29 protein-coding genes and 1 pseudogene are annotated in these 18,996 nt (G+C 51.7%); 10 read left to right on the top strand and 20 right to left on the bottom strand.

Translation table 11 applies throughout. From position 1 onward, the window contains the following. The first annotated feature begins 4 nt into the window (after positions 1 to 4). The 3 genes from KB892_RS14060 (at position 5) to KB892_RS14050 (ending at position 3,364) form a co-directional block, all read left to right on the top strand. Positions 5 to 1,141, top strand: a complete 1,137-nt coding sequence (locus KB892_RS14060; RefSeq protein WP_004152139.1) for an alpha/beta hydrolase — start codon at positions 5 to 7, stop codon at positions 1,139 to 1,141. Positions 1,142 to 1,213: 72 nt separating this feature from the next. After that, positions 1,214 to 2,416: an MFS transporter gene (locus tag KB892_RS14055; protein ID WP_004218007.1), complete on the top strand. Its 1,203-nt coding sequence runs from the start codon at positions 1,214 to 1,216 to the stop codon at positions 2,414 to 2,416. 78 nt (positions 2,417 to 2,494) lie between these two features. Further along, positions 2,495 to 3,364, top strand: coding sequence for an aldo/keto reductase (locus tag KB892_RS14050; protein ID WP_004152141.1), 870 nt, complete (start codon positions 2,495 to 2,497; stop codon positions 3,362 to 3,364). Positions 3,365 to 3,388: 24 nt separating this feature from the next. Here KB892_RS14050 and KB892_RS14045 read toward each other — a convergent pair whose 3' ends face one another. After that, complete coding sequence (locus tag KB892_RS14045) at positions 3,389 to 3,526, bottom strand: glycosyl hydrolase family 2 (RefSeq protein ID WP_004218009.1); 138 nt, start codon at positions 3,524 to 3,526, stop codon at positions 3,389 to 3,391. Between the two features lie 50 nt (positions 3,527 to 3,576). On the opposite strand from KB892_RS14045, the pseudogene KB892_RS14040 reads away from it, so the two are divergent. Beyond that, positions 3,577 to 3,840: pseudogene (locus tag KB892_RS14040) on the top strand (ATP-binding protein); the annotation flags it as partial. A 70-nt stretch (positions 3,841 to 3,910) separates the two neighbouring features. Here KB892_RS14040 and KB892_RS14035 read toward each other — a convergent pair. Both KB892_RS14035 and KB892_RS14030 read right to left on the bottom strand, forming a co-directional pair. Beyond that, positions 3,911 to 4,099 (bottom strand): cold shock small protein YmcF, encoded by a 189-nt coding sequence (locus tag KB892_RS14035; protein ID WP_004176439.1) that lies wholly within the window; start codon positions 4,097 to 4,099, stop codon positions 3,911 to 3,913. A gap of 300 nt (positions 4,100 to 4,399) precedes the next feature. Next, positions 4,400 to 5,314 (bottom strand): LysR family transcriptional regulator, encoded by a 915-nt coding sequence (locus KB892_RS14030; protein ID WP_004152143.1) that lies wholly within the window; start codon positions 5,312 to 5,314, stop codon positions 4,400 to 4,402. A 108-nt stretch (positions 5,315 to 5,422) separates the two neighbouring features. On the opposite strand from KB892_RS14030, the gene KB892_RS14025 reads away from it, so the two are divergent. Together KB892_RS14025 and KB892_RS14020 are read left to right on the top strand one after the other, a co-directional pair. Further along, positions 5,423 to 6,184 carry an SDR family NAD(P)-dependent oxidoreductase gene (locus KB892_RS14025; protein WP_004152144.1) on the top strand — a complete coding sequence of 254 codons (762 nt, stop codon included), beginning with the start codon at positions 5,423 to 5,425 and terminating at the stop codon, positions 6,182 to 6,184. A 216-nt stretch (positions 6,185 to 6,400) separates the two neighbouring features. After that, positions 6,401 to 7,933: an HD domain-containing protein gene (locus KB892_RS14020; RefSeq protein ID WP_004152145.1), complete on the top strand. Its 1,533-nt coding sequence runs from the start codon at positions 6,401 to 6,403 to the stop codon at positions 7,931 to 7,933. A gap of 198 nt (positions 7,934 to 8,131) precedes the next feature. Here KB892_RS14020 and KB892_RS14015 read toward each other — a convergent pair whose 3' ends face one another. Continuing rightward, positions 8,132 to 8,644, bottom strand: coding sequence for a DJ-1/PfpI family protein (locus tag KB892_RS14015; RefSeq protein WP_004152146.1), 513 nt, complete (start codon positions 8,642 to 8,644; stop codon positions 8,132 to 8,134). Between the two features lie 232 nt (positions 8,645 to 8,876). Between KB892_RS14015 and KB892_RS14010 the strand changes: the two genes are divergently transcribed. Continuing rightward, positions 8,877 to 10,058, top strand: coding sequence for a tyrosine-type recombinase/integrase (locus KB892_RS14010; RefSeq protein ID WP_004152147.1), 1,182 nt, complete (start codon positions 8,877 to 8,879; stop codon positions 10,056 to 10,058). Here the strand turns inward: KB892_RS14010 and KB892_RS14005 are convergent. The 16 genes from KB892_RS14005 to KB892_RS13930 all read right to left on the bottom strand — a co-directional run bounded on the left by KB892_RS14005 (position 10,039) and on the right by KB892_RS13930 (position 16,441). Beyond that, positions 10,039 to 10,230 (bottom strand): hypothetical protein, encoded by a 192-nt coding sequence (locus KB892_RS14005; protein ID WP_004198241.1) that lies wholly within the window; start codon positions 10,228 to 10,230, stop codon positions 10,039 to 10,041. The genes KB892_RS14010 and KB892_RS14005 overlap by 20 nt on opposite strands. 10 nt (positions 10,231 to 10,240) lie before the next feature. Continuing rightward, a complete protein-coding gene (locus KB892_RS14000) occupies positions 10,241 to 10,387 on the bottom strand; it encodes a hypothetical protein (RefSeq protein ID WP_004198245.1) in 147 nt (48 codons plus the stop codon). A 72-nt stretch (positions 10,388 to 10,459) separates the two neighbouring features. After that, the gene (locus KB892_RS13995; RefSeq protein ID WP_014343018.1) at positions 10,460 to 10,693 is read right to left on the bottom strand and encodes a hypothetical protein; all 234 of its coding nucleotides are present in this window, start codon (positions 10,691 to 10,693) and stop codon (positions 10,460 to 10,462) included. Positions 10,694 to 10,935: 242 nt separating this feature from the next. Next, on the bottom strand, positions 10,936 to 11,148 hold the full coding sequence (locus KB892_RS13990) for a hypothetical protein (RefSeq protein WP_004152150.1): 213 nt from the start codon (positions 11,146 to 11,148) through the stop codon (positions 10,936 to 10,938). Continuing rightward, positions 11,145 to 11,369 carry a hypothetical protein gene (locus tag KB892_RS13985; RefSeq protein WP_004152151.1) on the bottom strand — a complete coding sequence of 75 codons (225 nt, stop codon included), beginning with the start codon at positions 11,367 to 11,369 and terminating at the stop codon, positions 11,145 to 11,147. Before KB892_RS13985 ends, KB892_RS13990 begins: the two co-directional genes overlap by 4 nt. Beyond that, positions 11,359 to 12,069, bottom strand: coding sequence for a Rha family transcriptional regulator (locus KB892_RS13980; protein WP_004154298.1), 711 nt, complete (start codon positions 12,067 to 12,069; stop codon positions 11,359 to 11,361). The genes KB892_RS13985 and KB892_RS13980 overlap by 11 nt, the downstream gene beginning before the upstream one ends. 5 nt (positions 12,070 to 12,074) lie before the next feature. Continuing rightward, positions 12,075 to 12,593 carry a hypothetical protein gene (locus KB892_RS13975; protein WP_004152153.1) on the bottom strand — a complete coding sequence of 173 codons (519 nt, stop codon included), beginning with the start codon at positions 12,591 to 12,593 and terminating at the stop codon, positions 12,075 to 12,077. Between the two features lie 104 nt (positions 12,594 to 12,697). Next, entirely contained in the window at positions 12,698 to 13,525 is an 828-nt protein-coding gene (locus KB892_RS13970; protein ID WP_004152154.1) for an SPFH domain-containing protein, read from the bottom strand. After that, positions 13,522 to 13,716 (bottom strand): hypothetical protein, encoded by a 195-nt coding sequence (locus KB892_RS13965; RefSeq protein WP_004152155.1) that lies wholly within the window; start codon positions 13,714 to 13,716, stop codon positions 13,522 to 13,524. The genes KB892_RS13970 and KB892_RS13965 overlap by 4 nt, the downstream gene beginning before the upstream one ends. Then, positions 13,713 to 14,138: a hypothetical protein gene (locus KB892_RS13960; protein WP_004152156.1), complete on the bottom strand. Its 426-nt coding sequence runs from the start codon at positions 14,136 to 14,138 to the stop codon at positions 13,713 to 13,715. The genes KB892_RS13965 and KB892_RS13960 overlap by 4 nt, the downstream gene beginning before the upstream one ends. Then, complete coding sequence (locus KB892_RS13955) at positions 14,135 to 14,353, bottom strand: ParE family toxin-like protein (protein ID WP_004177208.1); 219 nt, start codon at positions 14,351 to 14,353, stop codon at positions 14,135 to 14,137. Before KB892_RS13955 ends, KB892_RS13960 begins: the two co-directional genes overlap by 4 nt. Next, entirely contained in the window at positions 14,325 to 14,579 is a 255-nt protein-coding gene (locus KB892_RS13950) for a hypothetical protein (protein ID WP_004152157.1), read from the bottom strand. Before KB892_RS13950 ends, KB892_RS13955 begins: the two co-directional genes overlap by 29 nt. Continuing rightward, positions 14,572 to 14,937, bottom strand: coding sequence for a hypothetical protein (locus KB892_RS13945; RefSeq protein WP_004152158.1), 366 nt, complete (start codon positions 14,935 to 14,937; stop codon positions 14,572 to 14,574). Before KB892_RS13945 ends, KB892_RS13950 begins: the two co-directional genes overlap by 8 nt. 169 nt (positions 14,938 to 15,106) lie before the next feature. After that, on the bottom strand, positions 15,107 to 15,295 hold the full coding sequence (locus KB892_RS13940; RefSeq protein WP_004152159.1) for a hypothetical protein: 189 nt from the start codon (positions 15,293 to 15,295) through the stop codon (positions 15,107 to 15,109). Continuing rightward, positions 15,288 to 15,602, bottom strand: a complete 315-nt coding sequence (locus KB892_RS13935) for a hypothetical protein (RefSeq protein ID WP_004152160.1) — start codon at positions 15,600 to 15,602, stop codon at positions 15,288 to 15,290. The genes KB892_RS13940 and KB892_RS13935 overlap by 8 nt, the downstream gene beginning before the upstream one ends. 170 nt (positions 15,603 to 15,772) lie before the next feature. After that, positions 15,773 to 16,441 carry a LexA family protein gene (locus tag KB892_RS13930; protein WP_004152161.1) on the bottom strand — a complete coding sequence of 223 codons (669 nt, stop codon included), beginning with the start codon at positions 16,439 to 16,441 and terminating at the stop codon, positions 15,773 to 15,775. Positions 16,442 to 16,538: 97 nt separating this feature from the next. Between KB892_RS13930 and KB892_RS13925 the strand changes: the two genes are divergently transcribed. The 3 genes from KB892_RS13925 to KB892_RS13920 all read left to right on the top strand — a co-directional run bounded on the left by KB892_RS13925 (position 16,539) and on the right by KB892_RS13920 (position 18,995). Further along, on the top strand, positions 16,539 to 16,760 hold the full coding sequence (locus KB892_RS13925) for a helix-turn-helix transcriptional regulator (RefSeq protein ID WP_004152162.1): 222 nt from the start codon (positions 16,539 to 16,541) through the stop codon (positions 16,758 to 16,760). Then, positions 16,735 to 17,028, top strand: a complete 294-nt coding sequence (locus KB892_RS31150) for a hypothetical protein (protein ID WP_004152163.1) — start codon at positions 16,735 to 16,737, stop codon at positions 17,026 to 17,028. The genes KB892_RS13925 and KB892_RS31150 overlap by 26 nt, the downstream gene beginning before the upstream one ends. Positions 17,029 to 17,381: 353 nt before the next feature. Beyond that, complete coding sequence (locus KB892_RS13920) at positions 17,382 to 18,995, top strand: DEAD/DEAH box helicase (protein WP_004152164.1); 1,614 nt, start codon at positions 17,382 to 17,384, stop codon at positions 18,993 to 18,995. Position 18,996 lies beyond the last annotated feature (1 nt).

The raw sequence follows: 18,996 nt of genomic DNA, 5'->3' as shown, positions 1-18,996 counted from the left end.
TTTGATGACGGTTTTCACCAAAAAACTGACAGCCGCGATACCCGCCATGCTGCTTTGCGCCTCATTAACTGGAGTCACAACGATGAGCTCTGCTGAGACAACTAACCCGAATGCGCCTGTTTCACTGATTGAAAAATGGGACAAAACTTTTGCTGAGAGTTCGAAAGTGGATCACCGTAAGGTGACCTTCCAGAACCGCTACGGGATAACCTTAGTTGGCGATCTCTACCTGCCGAAGGATCGCGGTGAACGCAAACTGGCAGCTATTGCCGTGAGCGGTCCCTTCGGCGCGGTAAAAGAGCAGTCCAGCGGCCTGTATGCCCAGACGCTGGCCGAACAGGGGTTTGTCACCCTGGCGTTTGACCCATCCTATACGGGCGAAAGCGGTGGCTACCCACGCAACGTGGCCTCACCGGATATCAATACCGAGGATTTTAGTGCCGCGGTGGACTTTCTGGGCCTGCAAAAAGAGGTGGATCGCAACCGTATCGGTTTGCTCGGCATTTGTGGCTGGGGCGGTATGGCCCTGAACGACGCGGCGATGGATACACGCGTCAAAGCGGTGGCGACCAGCGTAATGTATGACATGAGCCGCGCGATGGGGCATGGAGTGGGTGATGGCAAAGACCGCTATACCACTGCCGATCGTCGCGCCGTACTGCGCTATCTGAACGTGCAGCGCTGGAAAGATGCGGCAAACGGCACCTTCGTCCCCGGTGGGCATGACATTTATGTTGATGATAAGGGCAACGTCAGCGCTGCCGATCGTATTTTGCCGGAAACCTTGCCCGCCAACCCCAACCCGGTCCTGAAAGAGTTCTTCGATTATTACCGTATGCCGCGTGGTTTCCATCCGCGTTCGGTTAATTCAACCGGGGCCTGGAATGCGACGATGCCGCTGTCGTTTATGAATATGCCGCTGCTGAGTTACGCCAGCGAAGTGACTATTCCGACGCTTATCGTGACCGGCGAAAAAGCCCATTCACGCTATTTTGCCGAAGATGCCTTTAAGGCCATCGGCAGTAAAGAGAAAGCGCTGGTGATTGTCCCAGGCGCAAACCACGTCGATCTCTATGACAACGTCGCGGGCAAAATTCCCTTTGCGACGTTCGCGCAATTTTTTAAAACCAACCTGAAATAGATCTCCTGTGCCGGAGACATCCCCAAAGCCGCCACGCGCCTGCGGGCGGCTTTGTCTTGTCGGAGAGAAATAATGTCTGCATTAGGTCACACCCGGGCACACTGGAGCGGCGTCCTGGCGATGACGCTCTGCGTATTTGTGCTCATTGCCTCAGAATTTATGCCGGTCAGTCTGTTGACACCCATCGCGGGTGATTTACACATTACCGAGGGATTAGCCGGTCAGGGCATTGCGCTTTCTGGCGCGCTGGCGGTACTGACCAGCCTGACGATATCCCGTCTTACCGGATCGCTGGACCGTAAATGGCTGCTGCTGGGGCTCACGGCGTTGATGGCAGCCTCTGGGGTGATTATTGCCCTGGCGTCCAGTTTCCCGGTTTATATGCTGGGCAGAGCGCTCATTGGGATCGTCATCGGCGGCTTCTGGTCGATGTCGGCGGCAACGGCCATTCGGCTGGTGCCGCAACGCCAGGTCCCCCGCGCACTGGCCATCTTTAACGGCGGCAACGCGCTGGCCACCGTTGTGGCAGCGCCGCTGGGCAGCTACCTGGGGGCCACCGTCGGCTGGCGCGGCGCCTTTTTATATCTTGTCCCGCTGGCGGTGCTGGCCTTCGTCTGGCAATGCATTAGCCTGCCGTCGATGAAAAGTCCGCGCGCACCACAGCGGCAGGGATCGGTGCTGCGTCTGTTCCGTCTTTCTACGCTATCCCTGGGATTGCTGGCCTGCGGACTGTTCTTTATGGGACAGTTTACCTTATTTACCTATGTGCGACCGTTTCTGGAGACGGTGACCCAGGTCAGTCCTTCTGGTCTGTCCCTGATATTGCTGACAATGGGTATCGCCGGTTTTATCGGCACGCTGCTTATTACGACCGTTCTGAATGCCCGATTTTATCCGACGCTGGTGGCTATCCCGTTGTTAATGGCCGCAATTGCCGGAACGCTTCTGCTGGCCGGACACCACACGGGATCGGTCGCCGTACTGTTAAGCCTGTGGGGCCTGCTGGCGACGGCGGCGCCCACCGGCTGGTGGACATGGATTGCGCGGACGCTGCCCGAGGATGCGGAGACGGGCGGCGGGCTGATGGTCGCCGTGATCCAGCTATCGATAGCCCTCGGGTCAACGGTAGGCGGCCTGGTGTTTGATAGTCTGGGATGGCACAGCACTTTTGCACTGAGCGGTCTGTTACTGCTGGGCGCGGCAGGGGGGACTTTTCTGCTCTCTGTCAAAATCAGATCATCTCAGCGCACTGCGATTAATGAATTGAATGCATAAGTCAAATCAGGAATGACAGGCTAATCGTGACCGCGTTCCTGTCTTACCATGGTGTTTTAACAAGAGGGGAGCTTCACCGTGGAATATTCAGTATTAAGTAACGCTCGCAAAATGCCGATGCTGGGTTTCGGCGTTTTCAAGGTGACCGATAAAGCGGAGTGTAAGCAGGCGGTGTTGAACGCCATTCGCACCGGTTATCGCCTCATCGATACCGCTGCCGTCTACGATAATGAAGATGCGGTGGGTGAGGCCGTGCGCGAAGCCATCGCCGAAGGTTTGTGTACCCGCGAGGCGCTGTTTATTACCTCCAAACTGTGGGTCCAGGACATGGCCAACACCGGGATGGCGAAAGCCGGGATTGCCGCGTCATTAAAAAAATCGGGCCTGGAATACTTTGATCTTTATTTGCTACATCAGGCGATGGGCGATTATTTCAGCGCCTGGCGTGCGCTGGAAGAGGCCTATGAGGCCGGTACCCTGAAAGCGATCGGCGTCTCCAATTTTTACCCCCATGTGTTAGCTAACTTCTGCGAAACTGTCAGAATTAAACCAATGGTGAACCAGGTTGAACTGCATCCTTATTTCGCGCAGCCCGCGGCGCTGGAAGCCATGAAGCATTATCACGTTCAGCCTGAAGCGTGGGCGCCGTTAGGCGGTGGCAGACATAATCCGTATCAAGATGCATTGCTTCGGGGGATCGCCGATGCGCACCAGAAAACCATTGCGCAGGTTGTTCTGCGCTGGAACGTGCAGCGTGGCGTCACGGTGATCCCTAAATCCACCCGCCAGGAGCGCATTGAAGAAAATTTTGCTATCTGGGATTTCGTATTAACAGATAACGAAATGGCGCAAATCAGCGCCCTGGATTTAGGCTATGTTGGCGAAGCGGTAAAACACTTCAACCCTGAGTTCGTTCGCGGATGTCTGGGGGTGAAAATCCACGACTGACCGCGGCACCGATTGGCTCCATCTTCATCTCCCCGCCTGCGCCGCGGCGACGGGCTCGGTATGCTGGTTAGCACCCACGTGTTTGCCGCGACGGTTGTCAATGCGGTAGTCGATCGTCACGGGCAGCTGACTGGTGACAGTTGATCCTCTGGCCGGTGACATGTCGGTTGGATGCTTCCGTCGCAGTGGCCTTTAAAGCGGCAGTCTCCCGGGAAATTTTCGCTGCCAATGACCGCGTGACGCTGCGCTTTATCGATGCGGGAGAGATCTTTCCTGCCGAACGCCTGGCGCTGGCGCGTAACGATGAGCACTTTGATGTCGATCCGTTAGCGGAAGGCGGCAGGGGCTTGCGGCTTATTCTGCGTGCGGTGGACTATTTTAATGTGGAAACTGGCGCCGGGGAGAACGTGACTACCCTGATAGAAGCGTTGCCTGATACCCGCCTAAGCCATGCCACCGACGATCGCTGCGGGTGAGGGAACAGATGTTGCCCCCGGGCGAATCACCGGGGAAATTTCCCCACCCGCGTTCACCGGCTTCATCATCTTATTGCTGTGCCTGGGCAGCGGAGTGCACGCCCAGGTGATGAGGACGGATGGTATCTAATGTCATCATGGCTGATTTGCAGAAAATGCATTTCGCACCAAAAGGGTTTTTTTCAGTGACGTCAAACTGGGACGTTCTGTACTGGGAGCCATGGCAGCATGGGCATCTAAAATGGATATGTTCGATCATAATGTAAACCTTGTATGGGTGATGTTCTGTTGAAAAGACAATGGTCGTTTCAGGAAAATTAACGCGGCTGATTTTAGTTGGTGGTAAGCCGGGTTTTGGGTCAGATGGCGGACATTTTAAGGAGCCGACAAGGATCTGACAGGGCCTGTTTACAGAAAAAGCAAACTACTAACGGGACTGCTCAAAGGAAGGTGGTATCAGGGATAACGCCTGGAGATGAGAACAAGTACTCAGATAATAACTTTTTGTCTGGTAAATCGACTCAACGATTAACGCACGTGCCGTGAATAATAGCAAACGTTATTTTAGCCTTCCGGATGCCTGCTGCGCCAGGTGAGGCTTCATCAGCGCCGTCACCCAGTCGATAAATACCTGTACCCGGGCAGAGAGCTGCCGATTACTGGGATAGAGCAGGGAGAGCGGCAGCGGCGCAGGGCGAAAATCGGCCAGCACTTCCGTTAACGCGCCCGACGCCAGATCGGCCTCAAGGCGGGGCAAGGGCGCCTGATACAGGCCAAAGCCAAGCCTTGCCGCTTCGGCGCCGACGTCGGCATCGGAAGTCAGCAACCGACAGGGCAAACTGACCTCGCTCTGACGGCCATCCTGGGTAAAGCTCAGCGGCAAGGTACGTTGCGTGCGCGATGAAACAAACCCGATCATCACGTGGCCCGTCAGTCCTTCAATCGTATGCGGGGTGCCGTACCGGGCGAGGTAGGCCGGACTGGCGCAGGTGATCTCCTGCAACCCGGCGAGCGGCCGGCAGATCATCTCGCTGTCGGGGAGATGGCCGCCGCGAATGACGCAGTCGACTCCCTCGCGAACCAGATCGACGTCACGCTCGCTTTCGCCGATCTGCAGCGTAATGTCCGGGTAGCGGGCGAGAAACTGTGGCAGCGCGGGCAGCAGCAGGGTCCGCGCCAGGTTGCCCGCCACGTCTACCCGAATGGTGCCGGAGATGCTCCCCCCGGCGCTGCGGTTGGCCTCCTCAAGGGCCGCCAGAATGGACACGCAGCGCTGATAATACAGCGAGCCTTCTGCCGTCGGCCGTACGTGCCGGGTCGTACGATGTAGCAGCCGCGCCCCGAGACTGACCTCCAACGCTTTAATAGCCGCGGTCGCTACTGGCCGGGAAACCCCCAGATCCGCGGCGGCGGCACTGAATGAGCCCCGTTCGACGATGCGCACAAACAAGGTCAGAGTATCCAGTTTATCCATGACATTGTTCCAGCTGGCAAAACTATCCTGTCGCCCAACGCGGTCTTATCGTCGGCATTCAGGGGCTTATAATCGCTCATGTTTTCAGCAGAGAGAAAAGGAGAAAACATGAACAATAGCGCAAAAATCGCCCTGGTGACAGGTGGCAGCCGCGGCCTGGGACGCGCGACCGTCGAAGCGCTGGCACAGCGCGGCGTAAATGTAGTACTGACCTACAAAACGCGTCTTGCCGAGGCGAACGAGGTGGTTACACGGGTTGAAGCACTGGGCGCCCGGGCGATCGCGTTGCCTTTCAGCGCCGGCGAAATCGACACCTTTGACGCATTTGTTAGCGCTTTTCAGGGCGCGCTGACGGAGCTGGGCGCCGATAAATTTGATTATCTGGTCAATAATGCCGGCAACGCCAGCGGCATGGGATTTCTTAACGCCACGGAAGCGGAATTCGATGCGCTGTATTGCATCCACGTGAAGAGCGTTTTCTTCCTCAGCCAAAAACTATTGCCGCTGCTGGCCGATGGCGGGCGAATAGTGAATGTCTCGTCCGGCCTCACCCGCATCGTGATGGCGAACCGGGCGCCCTATGCGATCATGAAATCCGCGGTGGAAACCCTGACTCGCTATATGGCGTTTGAGCTGGGCAGTCGCGGGATCACGGTGAACTGCGTGGCGCCCGGCGCCATCGCCACCGATTTCAGCGGCGGGGTGGTGCGGGATAACCCGCAGGTCGCTCAGGCGGTAGCGAACATGACGGCGCTGGGCCGACCTGGCCTGCCAGAGGATATCGGGCCGATGATCGCCTCGCTGTTATCCGATGATCATCGCTGGGTGAATGCCCAGCGCATTGAGGTTTCCGGGGGAATGCGCATCTGAGCGAAGAAAACCGGGGCTGTTTTCATCCGTAGTCAATCGATATGTCAGTGGATGCCGATATAGCGCAACGCTGTGGAGAGATAAGGAAATAATGATCTGCCGCGTTGCTCGTTAAATATTAGTGATTGACCTTATTGCCTGAATGCGCAAGATTATTGTTGAATAAACAGTCAATATGCTAAATATATTTAATGCACGTATGAAAGGATTTAAGATATGGATTTTGAAAATGAATTGACCAGTAAGATCCTTGATCCCATTCACGGCACTATTCGTTTGACGACACTCGAGATTGCCTTTATCAATCACCCCCTGTTCCAGCGCTTACGCAACATTAAACAGAACTCTTTTTTATATAAGGTGTTTCCCTCTGCGGTGCACAGCCGCTTCGAACACTCTCTCGGGGTGCTGCATTTATCAAGTGAAATACTCAATAATTTACGCCTGAATGCGATACGGTATCAAAAGAAATATGATGATGGCCATGTGTTTGGTCATATCGATCAGATACCAAAACACAACATTCAGGAGTTGAGACTCGCTGCCCTGATGCATGACATCGGGCACGGGCCGGTATCCCACCAGTTTGAGAGTTTTATGCCTTGTAAGCACGAATTCTCCGATGTTCTCCCCACGGCCTACCATTCAATCATTGATGTATTAAGCAAGCCAGAACAGAAAGTTGAACATGAACATCTTTCGCTGTTGTTCAGCCTGATGATTTATCATGATCTGAGAAAACAAGGTAAGGTCGATGACGAAATAAATATCGAAAATGTGTTAAAAATTATCGAAAAAAGATACGGTGACCAACAGATCATTGAGGAAATTAATGGAAAGGCAACAGATATCCTGCCGTTAATGACCTCGATCATCTCTTCCTGTCCGATCGATGCCGACCGGATGGATTACTTGCTCAGAGATGGCTATTTCTCCGGCGTCAAGTGTGGCATCTACGATTACAATCGCTTGTTTATGTCAATTGTCCCGGTCGAGGAACAGGGAAAATTGTACCTTGCTTACAAAGAGAGTGGGATTGATTCGATCGCTGAGTTTATTGGGGCGCGCTCCAGCCTTTTTTCGCAGGTATATTACCATAAAACAAACCGCGCCTTTGCGACGATGTTGAGCACATTATGTGAGATTATGCAAAGCAAGGATCCACAAAATGTCATTATCGCTGACGTTACCGACCGTATCGTTGACCATAGCGATGAAAGCTTCATCGACGCGCTGAAGGATTTTTATCTGGCGTGCAGTGATGATTATTTTTTGAATGACAAGGTTGGTGAATGGATAGATATCAGCGATACCGAGGCGGTTAATAAAAAAATACTTGATGACATTATTAACCGACACCCATGGTCGAAGGTCTATGAGGCCAAACACTCTGTGTATAAAGCTAACATCGCTGACAAGGAAAATAAGGCGTGGAAGAGTCAACTCACCGGGTTATTGACTTCTGTATTACAGCCTCATTTCAAACCACATGAATTTGCCGTTGATATTGTCTCCGACTGCGCCTTTAAAGACTTGGATAAAACCGAAGTTAAGCTTTTGGTGAAAGATCTTAAGAACCGCTACGAAATAAAACCGTTAATTGAATGTGGTGATAAGTTAAATCAGTATCAAATCATCAAATATTGCATTCGGGTATTTGTTGACCGCGATATCAAAGAACGCGTAACTCCTGAAATAATCTATAAAATCAATGAAATAGTGGTCAAGCAGATCGCGTTGCTGAATTGATGATGCCCGTCAGGGCAGCGATAAATCTATCAGGGGCTGGTTTTTTAACCGGCCCCTGAAGATAAGCGGTAAATCGTGGCGCATCCCCGCCATCGGCATAACATACAACAGCGCGTTTACCCGAGACTAAACACCGCGCTGAGGCATAGATTCCCGCAGGGGAGCGGGTGGCTCAATAAAAACGCCGGCTCAGTATGGTTATTCCGCCAGCAGGGCGGCGAATTTCGCCAGCCACTGTGGATGAGCCGGCCAGGCGGGGGCGGTAACCAGGTTACCGTCCACATGCGCCTGGTCGATACCTATATCCGCATAGTGCCCACCGCTCAGGCGCACTTCCGGAGCGCAGGCGGGATAGGCGCTGCAGGTCCGTCCCTGCAGAATACCGGCGGCGGCCAGCAGCTGTGGGCCATGGCAGACGGCGGCGATAGGTTTACGCGCGGCGTCGAAGGCCTGTACCAGTTTAATAACCTCCTCGTTCAGGCGCAGATACTCCGGCGCCCGGCCGCCGGGGATCACTAGCGCATCGTAGTTCTCGGCCTTTACTGCGGCGAAGTCAGCGTTCAGCGTGAAGCGATGGCCCGGCTTTTCGCTATAAGTCTGGGCGCCGTCAAAGTCATGGATTGCGGTCATGACATAGTCGCCAGCGGCTTTATCCGGGCAGACGGCATCGACCTGGTGTCCAATCATCTGCAGTGCCTGAAAAGGAACCATCGTTTCGTAATCTTCGGCAAGGTGTGGGCTTTGCACATGGTTGAGATTGTTCAGACAAGAATGAATACGGTTAGATGTTTATGTATATGATTTTTTATTATTATTTTAGTTGTGCTGCCAATTGTTGCGCATGGTTGTACATGATTTGATATTGTTGTTTATGTTCGTTCATGCGATATTGAGTACAGAATAAGTACATAAAATACCAAAGTGATGAGTACAGAAAACTAACATGGCAATCAGTGACACAAAGCTTCGCTCTATCTATGGTAAACCATATTCTGGGCCTGCTGAAATTACGGATTCTGACGGGCTTGGAGTTCGCATAACCCCCAAAGGCGTGATCAGCTTTCAGTTTAGGTTCCGATGGGAAGGAAAGCAGAACCGAATGGGGCTTGGACGCTACCCAGCGCTGACGCTGCGCGATGCCCGCAATATCGTTGCAGACCTGAGGGAGTCGGCAGACAAAGGCATTGACCCCCGAACGCTGGCTGGTGGCAACAAATCCAAGAGTAAGCCAACGGTAAAGGATTGCCTGGATTACTGGAAGGAAAATTACGTTGACGTAACGTTAAGGGCTAAGACGATAGCGCTTTATAAGTCAACGGTTATAAAGCACATGCGTGACGCTTTTCCCGGTATTCCGGTTGAGGATATCCCAGTCCGCTTGTGGGTTGAGAGGTTTACCGAAGAGGAGAAAATCAATCCTCGCCGAGCCCGGCATTTATTGATACAGCTCAGGTCCGCCATTGGTTGGTGTACGCGGCGACAGTTCGTTAGCACAACCGAGCTCATGCTTTTGCAGCCGAAAGACATCGGTGTTAAACCTGTGATTGGAGAGACCACACTCAGCTATAACCAGCTTGCCAAAATTTGGATGGCTATAGAAAGAAGTCGAGGGTCAACTTCTAACCGATTGCTTCATCAATTGCTAATGCTGTACGGCGCCAGGAATAGCGAACTTCGGCTGGCTATAAGGGGTGAATTTGACCGAGAGGAGGGGTTATGGGTTGTTCCGGCAGAGAAAAGCAAAACCAACAAAATTATCAGGCGCCCAATTTTCTCCGCGGCAGATGATTTGCTGAAAAAAGCTGAAATGACGTATGGGGATATACTTTTCCCGGGCGAGGACCTGAAAAGCCCTATAACTATTTCTGGTGCAAATAAATTTCTGAGAAGAATCAAAGACTCGTTGGGGTTTGGTGAGTTTACTTCACATGATTTCCGGCGCACCTTGGCAACCCGGCTATCCGAAGAGGGGGTTGCCCCGCACGTCATCGAAAAAATGCTGGGGCATGAGCTTGGTGGCGTGCTTTCTGTCTATAACAAGCATGACTGGATTGCCGAACAGAAAGACGCCTACGATCTGTATGCTGAAAAGATATTCTGGCATATCAGGAAGATTTCTGGTTGACTCCCCCGTTTAAGATCCACTCCACAATAGCAGAGCGCAGATACTGTTTAGGGTAGGTCCGGACCGGCTTGGGGAAATTATAGCGCTCGGTGTATTTCCGGATGGTCACGCGTGAAGATACTCGGATCATCCGCATCGCCTCTTCCTCGTCAATCATTTCAATGTCTACCATATTACTCACCTCACACCACTTCCAGGCCACGGCAGTGGCACCACACTTCATACATCCGCTTAACTACTTCCCGGCTGTAGTAGCCGTGACCGTCTCGCGTTAGGTCATAGCGGCCGCCGTAGCGCAGTCTGATCCATATCTCAAATTCTCTATTCATGACACTAACTCCGAAACAGCCAGGCTATGGCAAACGCACAACCGACGATGCAAAATGCTGTTGGCCAGTCCATTACATTGTCTCCCCAATAATTTCAATACCCGCAGAAATCAGAGCGGCCGCACATGCTTCGCGCATGCTTCCTGCACCAGCAGCAAATCCCTGATACCATTCGGCGTTAGATCCGAGCTGCGGCAGTCCCGGAAGCTTCACCTGCACAGCTGTTTTTGCTTGGGTACCAAAACCCAGTTTTTCCCGAAGTTCAACGATAGCGGCATCATGCTCTGCGCGGGCCTCTGGACCCATGGCATCCAATTCAGCGTAACGTTTAGCCCTGTTGTTAAGTGCTCGCAGAACCAGGTGAGTGCCAACGCCTTTGCCAAACCGGAAGCCGGGTTCAAGAATGACCGGGCAGGGGAGTGTTTCAGGGTATTCCGGCCGCAATGTTTCTTTAGAATTCGCCAGAAGCTCAAGAGCCATCGCAACCACCTCGCCCGGGAAGAAAGGTTCACCGCCGGCGATTCTTTTAAGCCGTTTTTCGCAGATTGTCATTCAGCTGTCTCCTGTTCAGCTTCGATGATGGCATCCACAGCCATCATCAGAGTTCTGGCGAGGTCGTCGTAATCCGTCCAAGCATCGTTGCTGAAGAAGTTCGTGATCATAACTGGTGCAATTTTTGCGATAAGATACTGACGATAAGTCATACCACCAGGCGTTGCGTTGCTTGGATTTGGGTATGCATAATGCTGGCCGTTTCTCATTGCTTAGCCTCCCGGATCAGATGTTTATAGGCCCGCAGCGCGTGATGTGTCTTCCCGCTTAAGATCGTTTTCATAATGAAAAAACCGCTGCTCTGGCTGGTAATTTCAGGCGTGAGGAACAACGCGACATCAATCGCCCGGTTGTGCCGGCGGAACTCAAACACGGTGCTGGTGACCGTGATAACTGAAACCGACCCTTGATCATTAAACTCAATTTTCACAATGTTTTTCCTCCCATCCGATAGCCTGAAAGAGTCCCATTTTCGGGTGATACCAACGGGTCCCACGTGGTTCGGCTTCTGCCATCATTTGGCGGAATGCTTTCATAAAAGGTTCAAACTCCACGATCGCCCGGCGAGACAGTAAACCATCAGGCGTCATGAATTCGTGTGTATCGGTTGGGATACGGTATGCGTTAACAAGGTTTCGACACTTGGCATCGGTCATGCCGCTTTTTGCGACCACCTGGCGATAACCGACATACCCGGCCCGCATATTTCCACGCTTAATGTTTTCGACAGCTTCGACTACGGTTTCCACCTGTTCTTCAACCTGGTAGAGGCGTCGTTCCTGCTCAACATTCAGCAGGGCCATTTCAGCGATCAGCTCTGCCTGCGATTTTGGCCGGGAGCGTTCTTCTTCCAGCTCTTTCCAGCGATCTACCAGTCTGGCGGTAAACTCGGGGCTGAGTTGCGCGACCACAATGATGCTGTCACGCTTCCCTTCTTCACTTTCAAAAACGTAAATTGTTGTGGGGCGCCCGGCAGTAGGCTTTTCCTCAATTTGAGGAGAAGTAATAACGCCACGCATAATCAGGGTCTCAATCGTGCGTTTCACGTTGTCGTGGCGTTTTTCTACCAGCTCGGCGATCTCAAGGCTGGTCATGGATGGTTTGTTAGTGATCAAGTTATTCATCATCATTCCCCTCAATGCATAATCGGTGCTTCGGGCACACCTTCGATCTGGATGTGTTCGATAAAGCTGTCATGGAGGAGGTTAAGCCCCTCCCGGCCAAGTGCTGATAACCTGAACCCAAATTCTTCGTCAGCAATAACCATGTCCTGATACATCCGCAGCGCCAGCTGCTGGCCAACCTCTGGCCCATATTTCTCGATTGCCCCCAGCTCAATATGGTTGGCGAGTGCAAAGCGTTCAGGTCCCGGATAGACGCTAATGGCGCCATGCTTGCTGGAATAGATAACAGCAGTATCAACACCGCCAGTATCATTCGGAACGTCGACAGTTCCGTTTTTCTCCAGCTCCTCAGTGATGAACACGGCAGCCAGTAACCAGCGCCAGAGGATCAACTCTTTTTCGATATTGAGCGTGATCCAGTTGCTTTCTACCGCTTCCATGATGCAGGCCAGAATTTCCATTCCATCGGCAAGGTGTTTGTCATAGCGACCGTTATCCAGCAGGCGAATAGCAGCGGAGTAGCCAATCACCCGGTTTCCAGACCGGATCCCTGTTGAGGTTGGTTCCGGGTTAAGCATGTTCTGAAGCATTGCGAACCTCTCATATGTGCCCGGCTTGTCGCCGGGCTGGTGGATCATTTAACCTGGATAAAAGGGGTGTTTGTTCCGCTGGTCATGTACTGGGGCAGGGTGCCATTCCATTTGTTGATGGCCTCCAGTTGCAGTACCTCAGGGTTCTCACGCAAGGCCTGCCCACGGATCTGGATAGACTTTGCTTCTGCTTCAGCCAATTTCAGCTTTGCATCCGCCTGGCCATCGGCTTCGGCTCGTAACATGTTGGCTTCAGCTTCACGTTGTTTAACTTCCTGCTCGCGCTGCAGCGTCTTCTGGTTGGCCGTAACTTTGGCGTTGATGCTTTCGATCACTGTCGGCGGGTATTCCGGACGGCCAACGTAAGAAAGGCTGATCACCTGGATACCAACCGGCCCCATATCGGACTGGATCTCTTTCAGTGCGTTTTCAAGCAGCTCAGCTTTCCCGCCGTCAATGAATTTATCGGTGCTCATCCGACTTGCGAGACGATTAAGGGCGTCAGCAATTTTCTGCCGCAGGTCGGTGTCGGTGATGTCGTCCACGCCTTTACGGTAGGTCTGGAAAACGGTTGTAACTTTGGTCGGATCAACCTTGTACGCGACCCCGATGTGGTAGCCGATGGTGGTTCCATCGCTCATCTGGAAGTTGAAAGCGTCTTCATACGTTTTCATCTGCTTGAAGGTCGGAAAGATATAAACCTCGGTATTCCAGCCGGTCCAGTAGCGGCCGACGCCGACGACTTCACCAACGCCTTTATCGTCGCCCAACTTATTCACCTTGATACCCACGTTGCCGGGCTCAACTCGATCGCAACCAACAAGGCCGATGGCAGAGAGTGCGATAATTGAAGCCATAATTGCTTTTTTCATTTCTTTTCCTTCGTTACGGTAAGCACAAGACCCTTACAAATGGCGTAGATGCACGGCGGGGTCAGAATCGCCAGGGCAAAACCGGATATAACTGCTGTCGTGTCCTTCATCGAAATGAGGATCGGAACGAACAGCCCATAAACGCTGGCGACAATCACCACCGATAGAACAATGCGTAAGTAAGCAATCATCGACTCAGCCCTCCAGGCTTACAGGCCTGTAGTTCTTCGCGCTCTTTCACGTAGCGGTCGTGCATGGCATCCCACTTTTTGCACCACTTTTGCATTTCTCTTTTGCGGGCGAGGATGCGACGCAGCCGGCGAACGGTGCGCTGGTGGGCGTTAAAATACTCAGTGGTCACGGCGCCACGTTGCCAGCTACTCAGTTCTGGATTCAGTGGATGAATTACCTGCACGTCCGGATAACGCTGCTTGAAACCAGAACGCCCAAAAGCTCGGGAGGTCATGAAGAACGCCAGGTAACGAATTGCGGTATCCCGGCTGAAGCACCGCTTCATGCGTCCGTGGCGGATCGCGGCGAACAGATCACCAACTGGCGTTGGGTGCTTTTGCAACGCCAGGTCAATGGCGCTGACAGTTCTGTTGTCAATCATTTGTCTTTCTCCCGGTTATAGGTTTCATGACTCATAACTTCCCAGTTCCGGCCATCGTCTTTCGATAACAGGCGCCAGCGTGGGTTAACCTTCAGGCTGAGGTAGCCGGTGCGGCGCATTCGCCGCGGGAATATCCGCCGGCGCCGATACCGCAGCAGGACCTGCAGCGCCTGCAGGTGAACCCTCTCAGGAATTCGTATCGCTGTCAGTGCCACCAGCTTCCTCCTCGATCCTCAACCCCGCGTCGCGGGCCATTTCGATAAACGTGGCCAGTGTGCAAATGTGCTCGTCGTCGAACAGCTGGCGGTCGCATATCACCCTCCCGTTCTCGATGTGCAAGACTACCCGCCCGGTAAAATCAGGGAGGACATGCAGATCCACGTTCAACACGGGGCGGGGGATCAGCACACCCTGATAGAGCATTGTTTGCTGGTTATTCATTGCCGGACTCCGCAGTAACTGGTTTCTGCTTTTTGACGAACTCAACCAGTTCAGAAATAAGCTCGTCGATTAACTCTTTCCCGCTTTCTGTGAGGAATTCGCCGCTGCCATTAACATCAACAGAGTTGCTGTAAATTCCCTTAAGAGCTTTCACACCTTCCACATTTCCGTATTCACCGAGCGCCAGTCGCTCGAATTTCCGCAACAATCCATCAAGAAGAATCTCAGTTAATTCGATAGTACTAATCCCACCCTTGTTGAGCTTAATGACAAGTAAGCTACTCCCAGTCTTTCGCTGGTGGCGTAACAAGGCCGCTTTTAAAATTCTGCGTCTATAAGTGCTAATTAAATTATTCACTTTTATTTACCGTAAGCCTTTTTTAAATAAAGCATGGCTATAGACCAATAACCAAGAGAGACAAATAACTGAGCTGTTTTAAATGCTTGTTTATTAATCATGGTTACCCTTAATTTGATTGCAGAAATCCCCGGGATTACTCCTGTAATTAAAATTACTAATTAAATTTTTAAGCCGGGTTTTTAGACTCTTCCTCAATAAGGTACGCTGCAACTGGCCCAATCAGATCAGCCAAAAGTGAGGCGACAGATTCCACGTCTGAGTCGGTCAGTTTATGAGGGTAGTTCTCAAGCATCCTCGCCACAATCTCAGCCTGGTAAGCCTTTGATGCTGCTTTTTGCAAAGTGATATCAGACATTTTTAGCATCCTTATAACCGGAAGAATATGTTGCTGAGTTAGCTATTTTATTTGTTGCTATTGCTAATTCAGCGAGGTCTGCAACCACACTAGAAAGCATCATTATTTTATCTTTATTTAATCTCTTTTCTTCTGCCTCACTCATTATGCTAACCCCTATATGATTGATGGCTTGCAAAATAGATATTGTTTTTGTATCGCAATCAGTAGCAATTTTGTCGAAATCAATGTTTTGACATTGCTCTTTATCGGAAGAGAAACGGTAATCAGGTATAGTTACCAGTTGAAAAAATTTCTCTGTACTCATCTTTTGCACTCCATTAATCCGCTAATGCATAAACAATACATAACGTATTAAATAAGATCAATACAAAATGGAGTATTTTGGTGTGTTATTTCACATCATTTTGTTTTTCAAGGTTTTTTAGTTTCTGGTGGGGTGTTGGAGGCAAAAAAAAAGCCGCTTTCGCGGCCAATTTATGGGAGGTTGGTGATTTTTGCGTCGACTACAACCCCGATAATACGGCAATTGCCATTGATAGGGATTATTGGGTATTGGGGGTTGAGGGGTTTGAGAAATCTTTGACCGGCATCGATAACAAGCTTTTTGAAAGTGGCTTCATTGTCACCGTCAAGTTTCGCTACAACCAATTTTCCGTTGATTGCTTCCACTTGGGGATCGACAAGTATCGCCATCCCTTCCGGTATGCTCAGCCCTGCTGGTGATGTCATGGAATCGCCTCTGACGTCTAACCAGAACGAATCCTCAGAGCATTCAACGGTGGTGTCATACCATCGATCTATCGCTCTACGGTGGTACGGTTCTACAGCTTCCATCCAATCTCCAGCGCTAACCCAGCTTATAACAGGGTAGCTTCCCTTGGATTCGTTAATGCTATTAAAACTTACATTGTGATCGGCTCTTGAGTCGCTGATAGTGCCGTCAGCATTTACTACGAAGCCGGGCATTTTCAATATGTTAAAAATCTTAGCTATAACCTCTAAGTTCGGTTCACGTCTGGCGTTTAACCAATGGCCCAGCCCGCCCTGCGTTATGCCGAGCGCCTCTGCCAGCTGTTCTTGAGTCATGCCGACTTCTTTCATCCTGGTTTTGGCCAGGTCCTGCCATCTCTGTTTCATAGCCATGATTATTACATTCCGTATTTACTGAGCAACTTCCATTTTGTATTATTCTTGTGACCGTGTATAGTACGTTATGTATTATTTATGCGAGACTAATCGAATGAGTGGAATCAAGAGCCTTAGACGCAAAGCAAAGGTAACTCAGGGAGAGCTGGCCGCGCTGATTGATAGCTCCCAGGGGGCCGTTAGCCACTACGAAACAGGAAGAAGGATTCCTGATGTTGCAGTCGGAAAGCGGATCGTCAGCGCGTTTAAACAGCTTGGCCTGAATACAAGTTTGGACGAGGTATTTTCAGATGATGTTGCACGGGATGAGGCCTGACCACGGTTTGCTCCCATCTGTGTACGCATCTGCAGATGAAGAATGGATCAAGCAGCAGTTACTGAGCCTGACGCCAGCAGCACGACAAAAAGCCATTCAGCGTTATGCAGCTGTGTATCAGGAATCGTTCGAAGCCGAGCCCGTTCCATACCGCAAGGAGAACCGGGCAAGGCATGAAGCCAATGTGAGGCTTCGCAGATTCGTGGATGCACACGGACGCGCACTGCAGGGGTATACGACCCAGCCACCCCTGGCCGGATCTCAGTAACGATCCGTTGGTCACCGGGCTTAAAGGTGCCGGGTGATAGCAGGGAACAATCCTTGACTGTTTTTTGTTCTTTGTACCAGCTTGCGAGTACATGGGATGGGGAAGAGGGAAGAGGGGGGTTGGGGGGAGTTGGGAGTTAGGGCAGGAATAGCGTCCTTTTCCAACAGACAGGTACATGGGTTAGGTAGGTACCGATCTTGAAGGCAGAACCATAAAAGAGCGGCGCACTAGCAAACTGGTACACGGTATCCCGGCAAGAGGTCAGGAATGTTTCTTCCTGGAAGAGTAGAACTCAAAAAGGGCTGACAATGCTTAACATCACACCGAACTTTGCACAGGAACGTGGGCTTAACATGCTGCGGCGCACCTGGAAGGCGCACGATTCCTTCATGGTCTACGCACCGACCGGAAGCGGCAAAACAGGCCTGGCTGCGTTTATCGCCGCCGGCCTGGTTAGTCGTGGTATGCGTGTTCTGTTTGTCGCCCCGTATACGATCCTGATTAACCAGACCGCCCAGCGCTTTACAGAATACGGGTTGCCGGAAGACCAGATTAGTTTTATCTGGCGTGATCACCCGAACTACGACCCAAATCTGCTGATCCAGATTGCGAGCGCTGACACGCTCATTAGGCGTGAATTTCCCAAAAACATCGATCTGCTTATTGTCGATGAGGCGCACCTGCGTAAACGCCGTATCCTGAAAGAAATCGAACGGATCACAGCGGAGAAAAAAGCGAAGGTTATCGGTTTATCTGGTACCCCTTTTGCGCCGTTCCTGGGCCATTACTATCAACACCTGATTAAGCCAACGACGATTGGCGAATTGATCCAGCGTGGTGACCTCAGTAAGTACGAATTTTTCGCCCCAACAAAACCGGATCTTAGCGGGGTAGAAACGAAGCCATCTATAGAGTTCGGTACTGATTACGACGAGTCCCAGCTGGCGGAAATCATGTGCGGTTCTGACCTGGTGGGCGATATCGTCGATAACTGGCTTCGTCATGGTCGTGACCTTCCTACGGTGGCGTTCTGCGTTAACAAGGCCCACGCAAACTTTGTAACCATGCAGTTTAACAAGGCGGGCATTAACGCTGAGGTGATGGTCGCAGAAACACCCCACGAAGAACGGCAGGCGATGATCCACCGCTTCGAGACTGGCGCCACAAAAATAATCGTCAGTGTGGGTGTGCTGGTGGCCGGTTTTGATAGTGATGTTCGCTGCATTATCTACGCCCGTCCGACAAAAAGTGAAATTCGCTGGCTGCAGGCGCTGGGCCGCGGACTGCGAACTGCACCCGGGAAAGATGCCTGCCTGATTTTTGATCACAGTGGCACTGTGCATCGCCTCGGCTTCCCTGACTCCATCGAATACGACGATCTGCCATCCACAAACGACGGCATGAAAGCGGCCGCTGCCGGCGCAACTAAGGAGCGCGAAGAAAAACTTCCGAAAGAATGCCCCGAATGTCATTTCATGAAGCCATCCGGCGTTTACGTCTGCCCAAAGTGCGGATTTAAACCGCTCGTTGGTCAGGACGTCGAGACTGACGGCACCCGCAACATCAAAAAAATGAGCAAGCACGAAACGGTTTATACCAAAAGCGACAAGCAGTCCTGGTGGAGTCAGATCAAGTTTTACCAGCGTCATCGTGCGGCGCAGGGGAAACCTGTCAGCGATGGCTGGTGTGCTCATACCTTTCAGGAGAAATTCGGCGAATGGCCCAACGGCTTAAGCGACTTTCCAATGGAGATCACACCGGAGGTCAGCAATCACATCAAACACAAACTTATCAAATTTGCTAAACGCCGCGAACGCCTGCAGCAGATGGGGAAGAAACCTGACCAGGATCTATTTCCACCTCCGAGCGCCAGTATCAACTATGAGCCTCCTGAGGGCAGCGACGGGCAATTAATTATCGAAGCAAAACGAAAACTCCAGAAAAACGTAAATAGTGCGAGTCAGTGAT

Origin of the sequence: Klebsiella sp. P1927 (assembly GCF_018204675.1) — a bacterium.
Classification (GTDB): Bacteria; Pseudomonadota; Gammaproteobacteria; order Enterobacterales; family Enterobacteriaceae; genus Klebsiella; species Klebsiella pneumoniae.
Note: the sequence above shows the minus strand (reverse complement) of the source record. Positions and strands in the feature narration are given on the sequence as shown.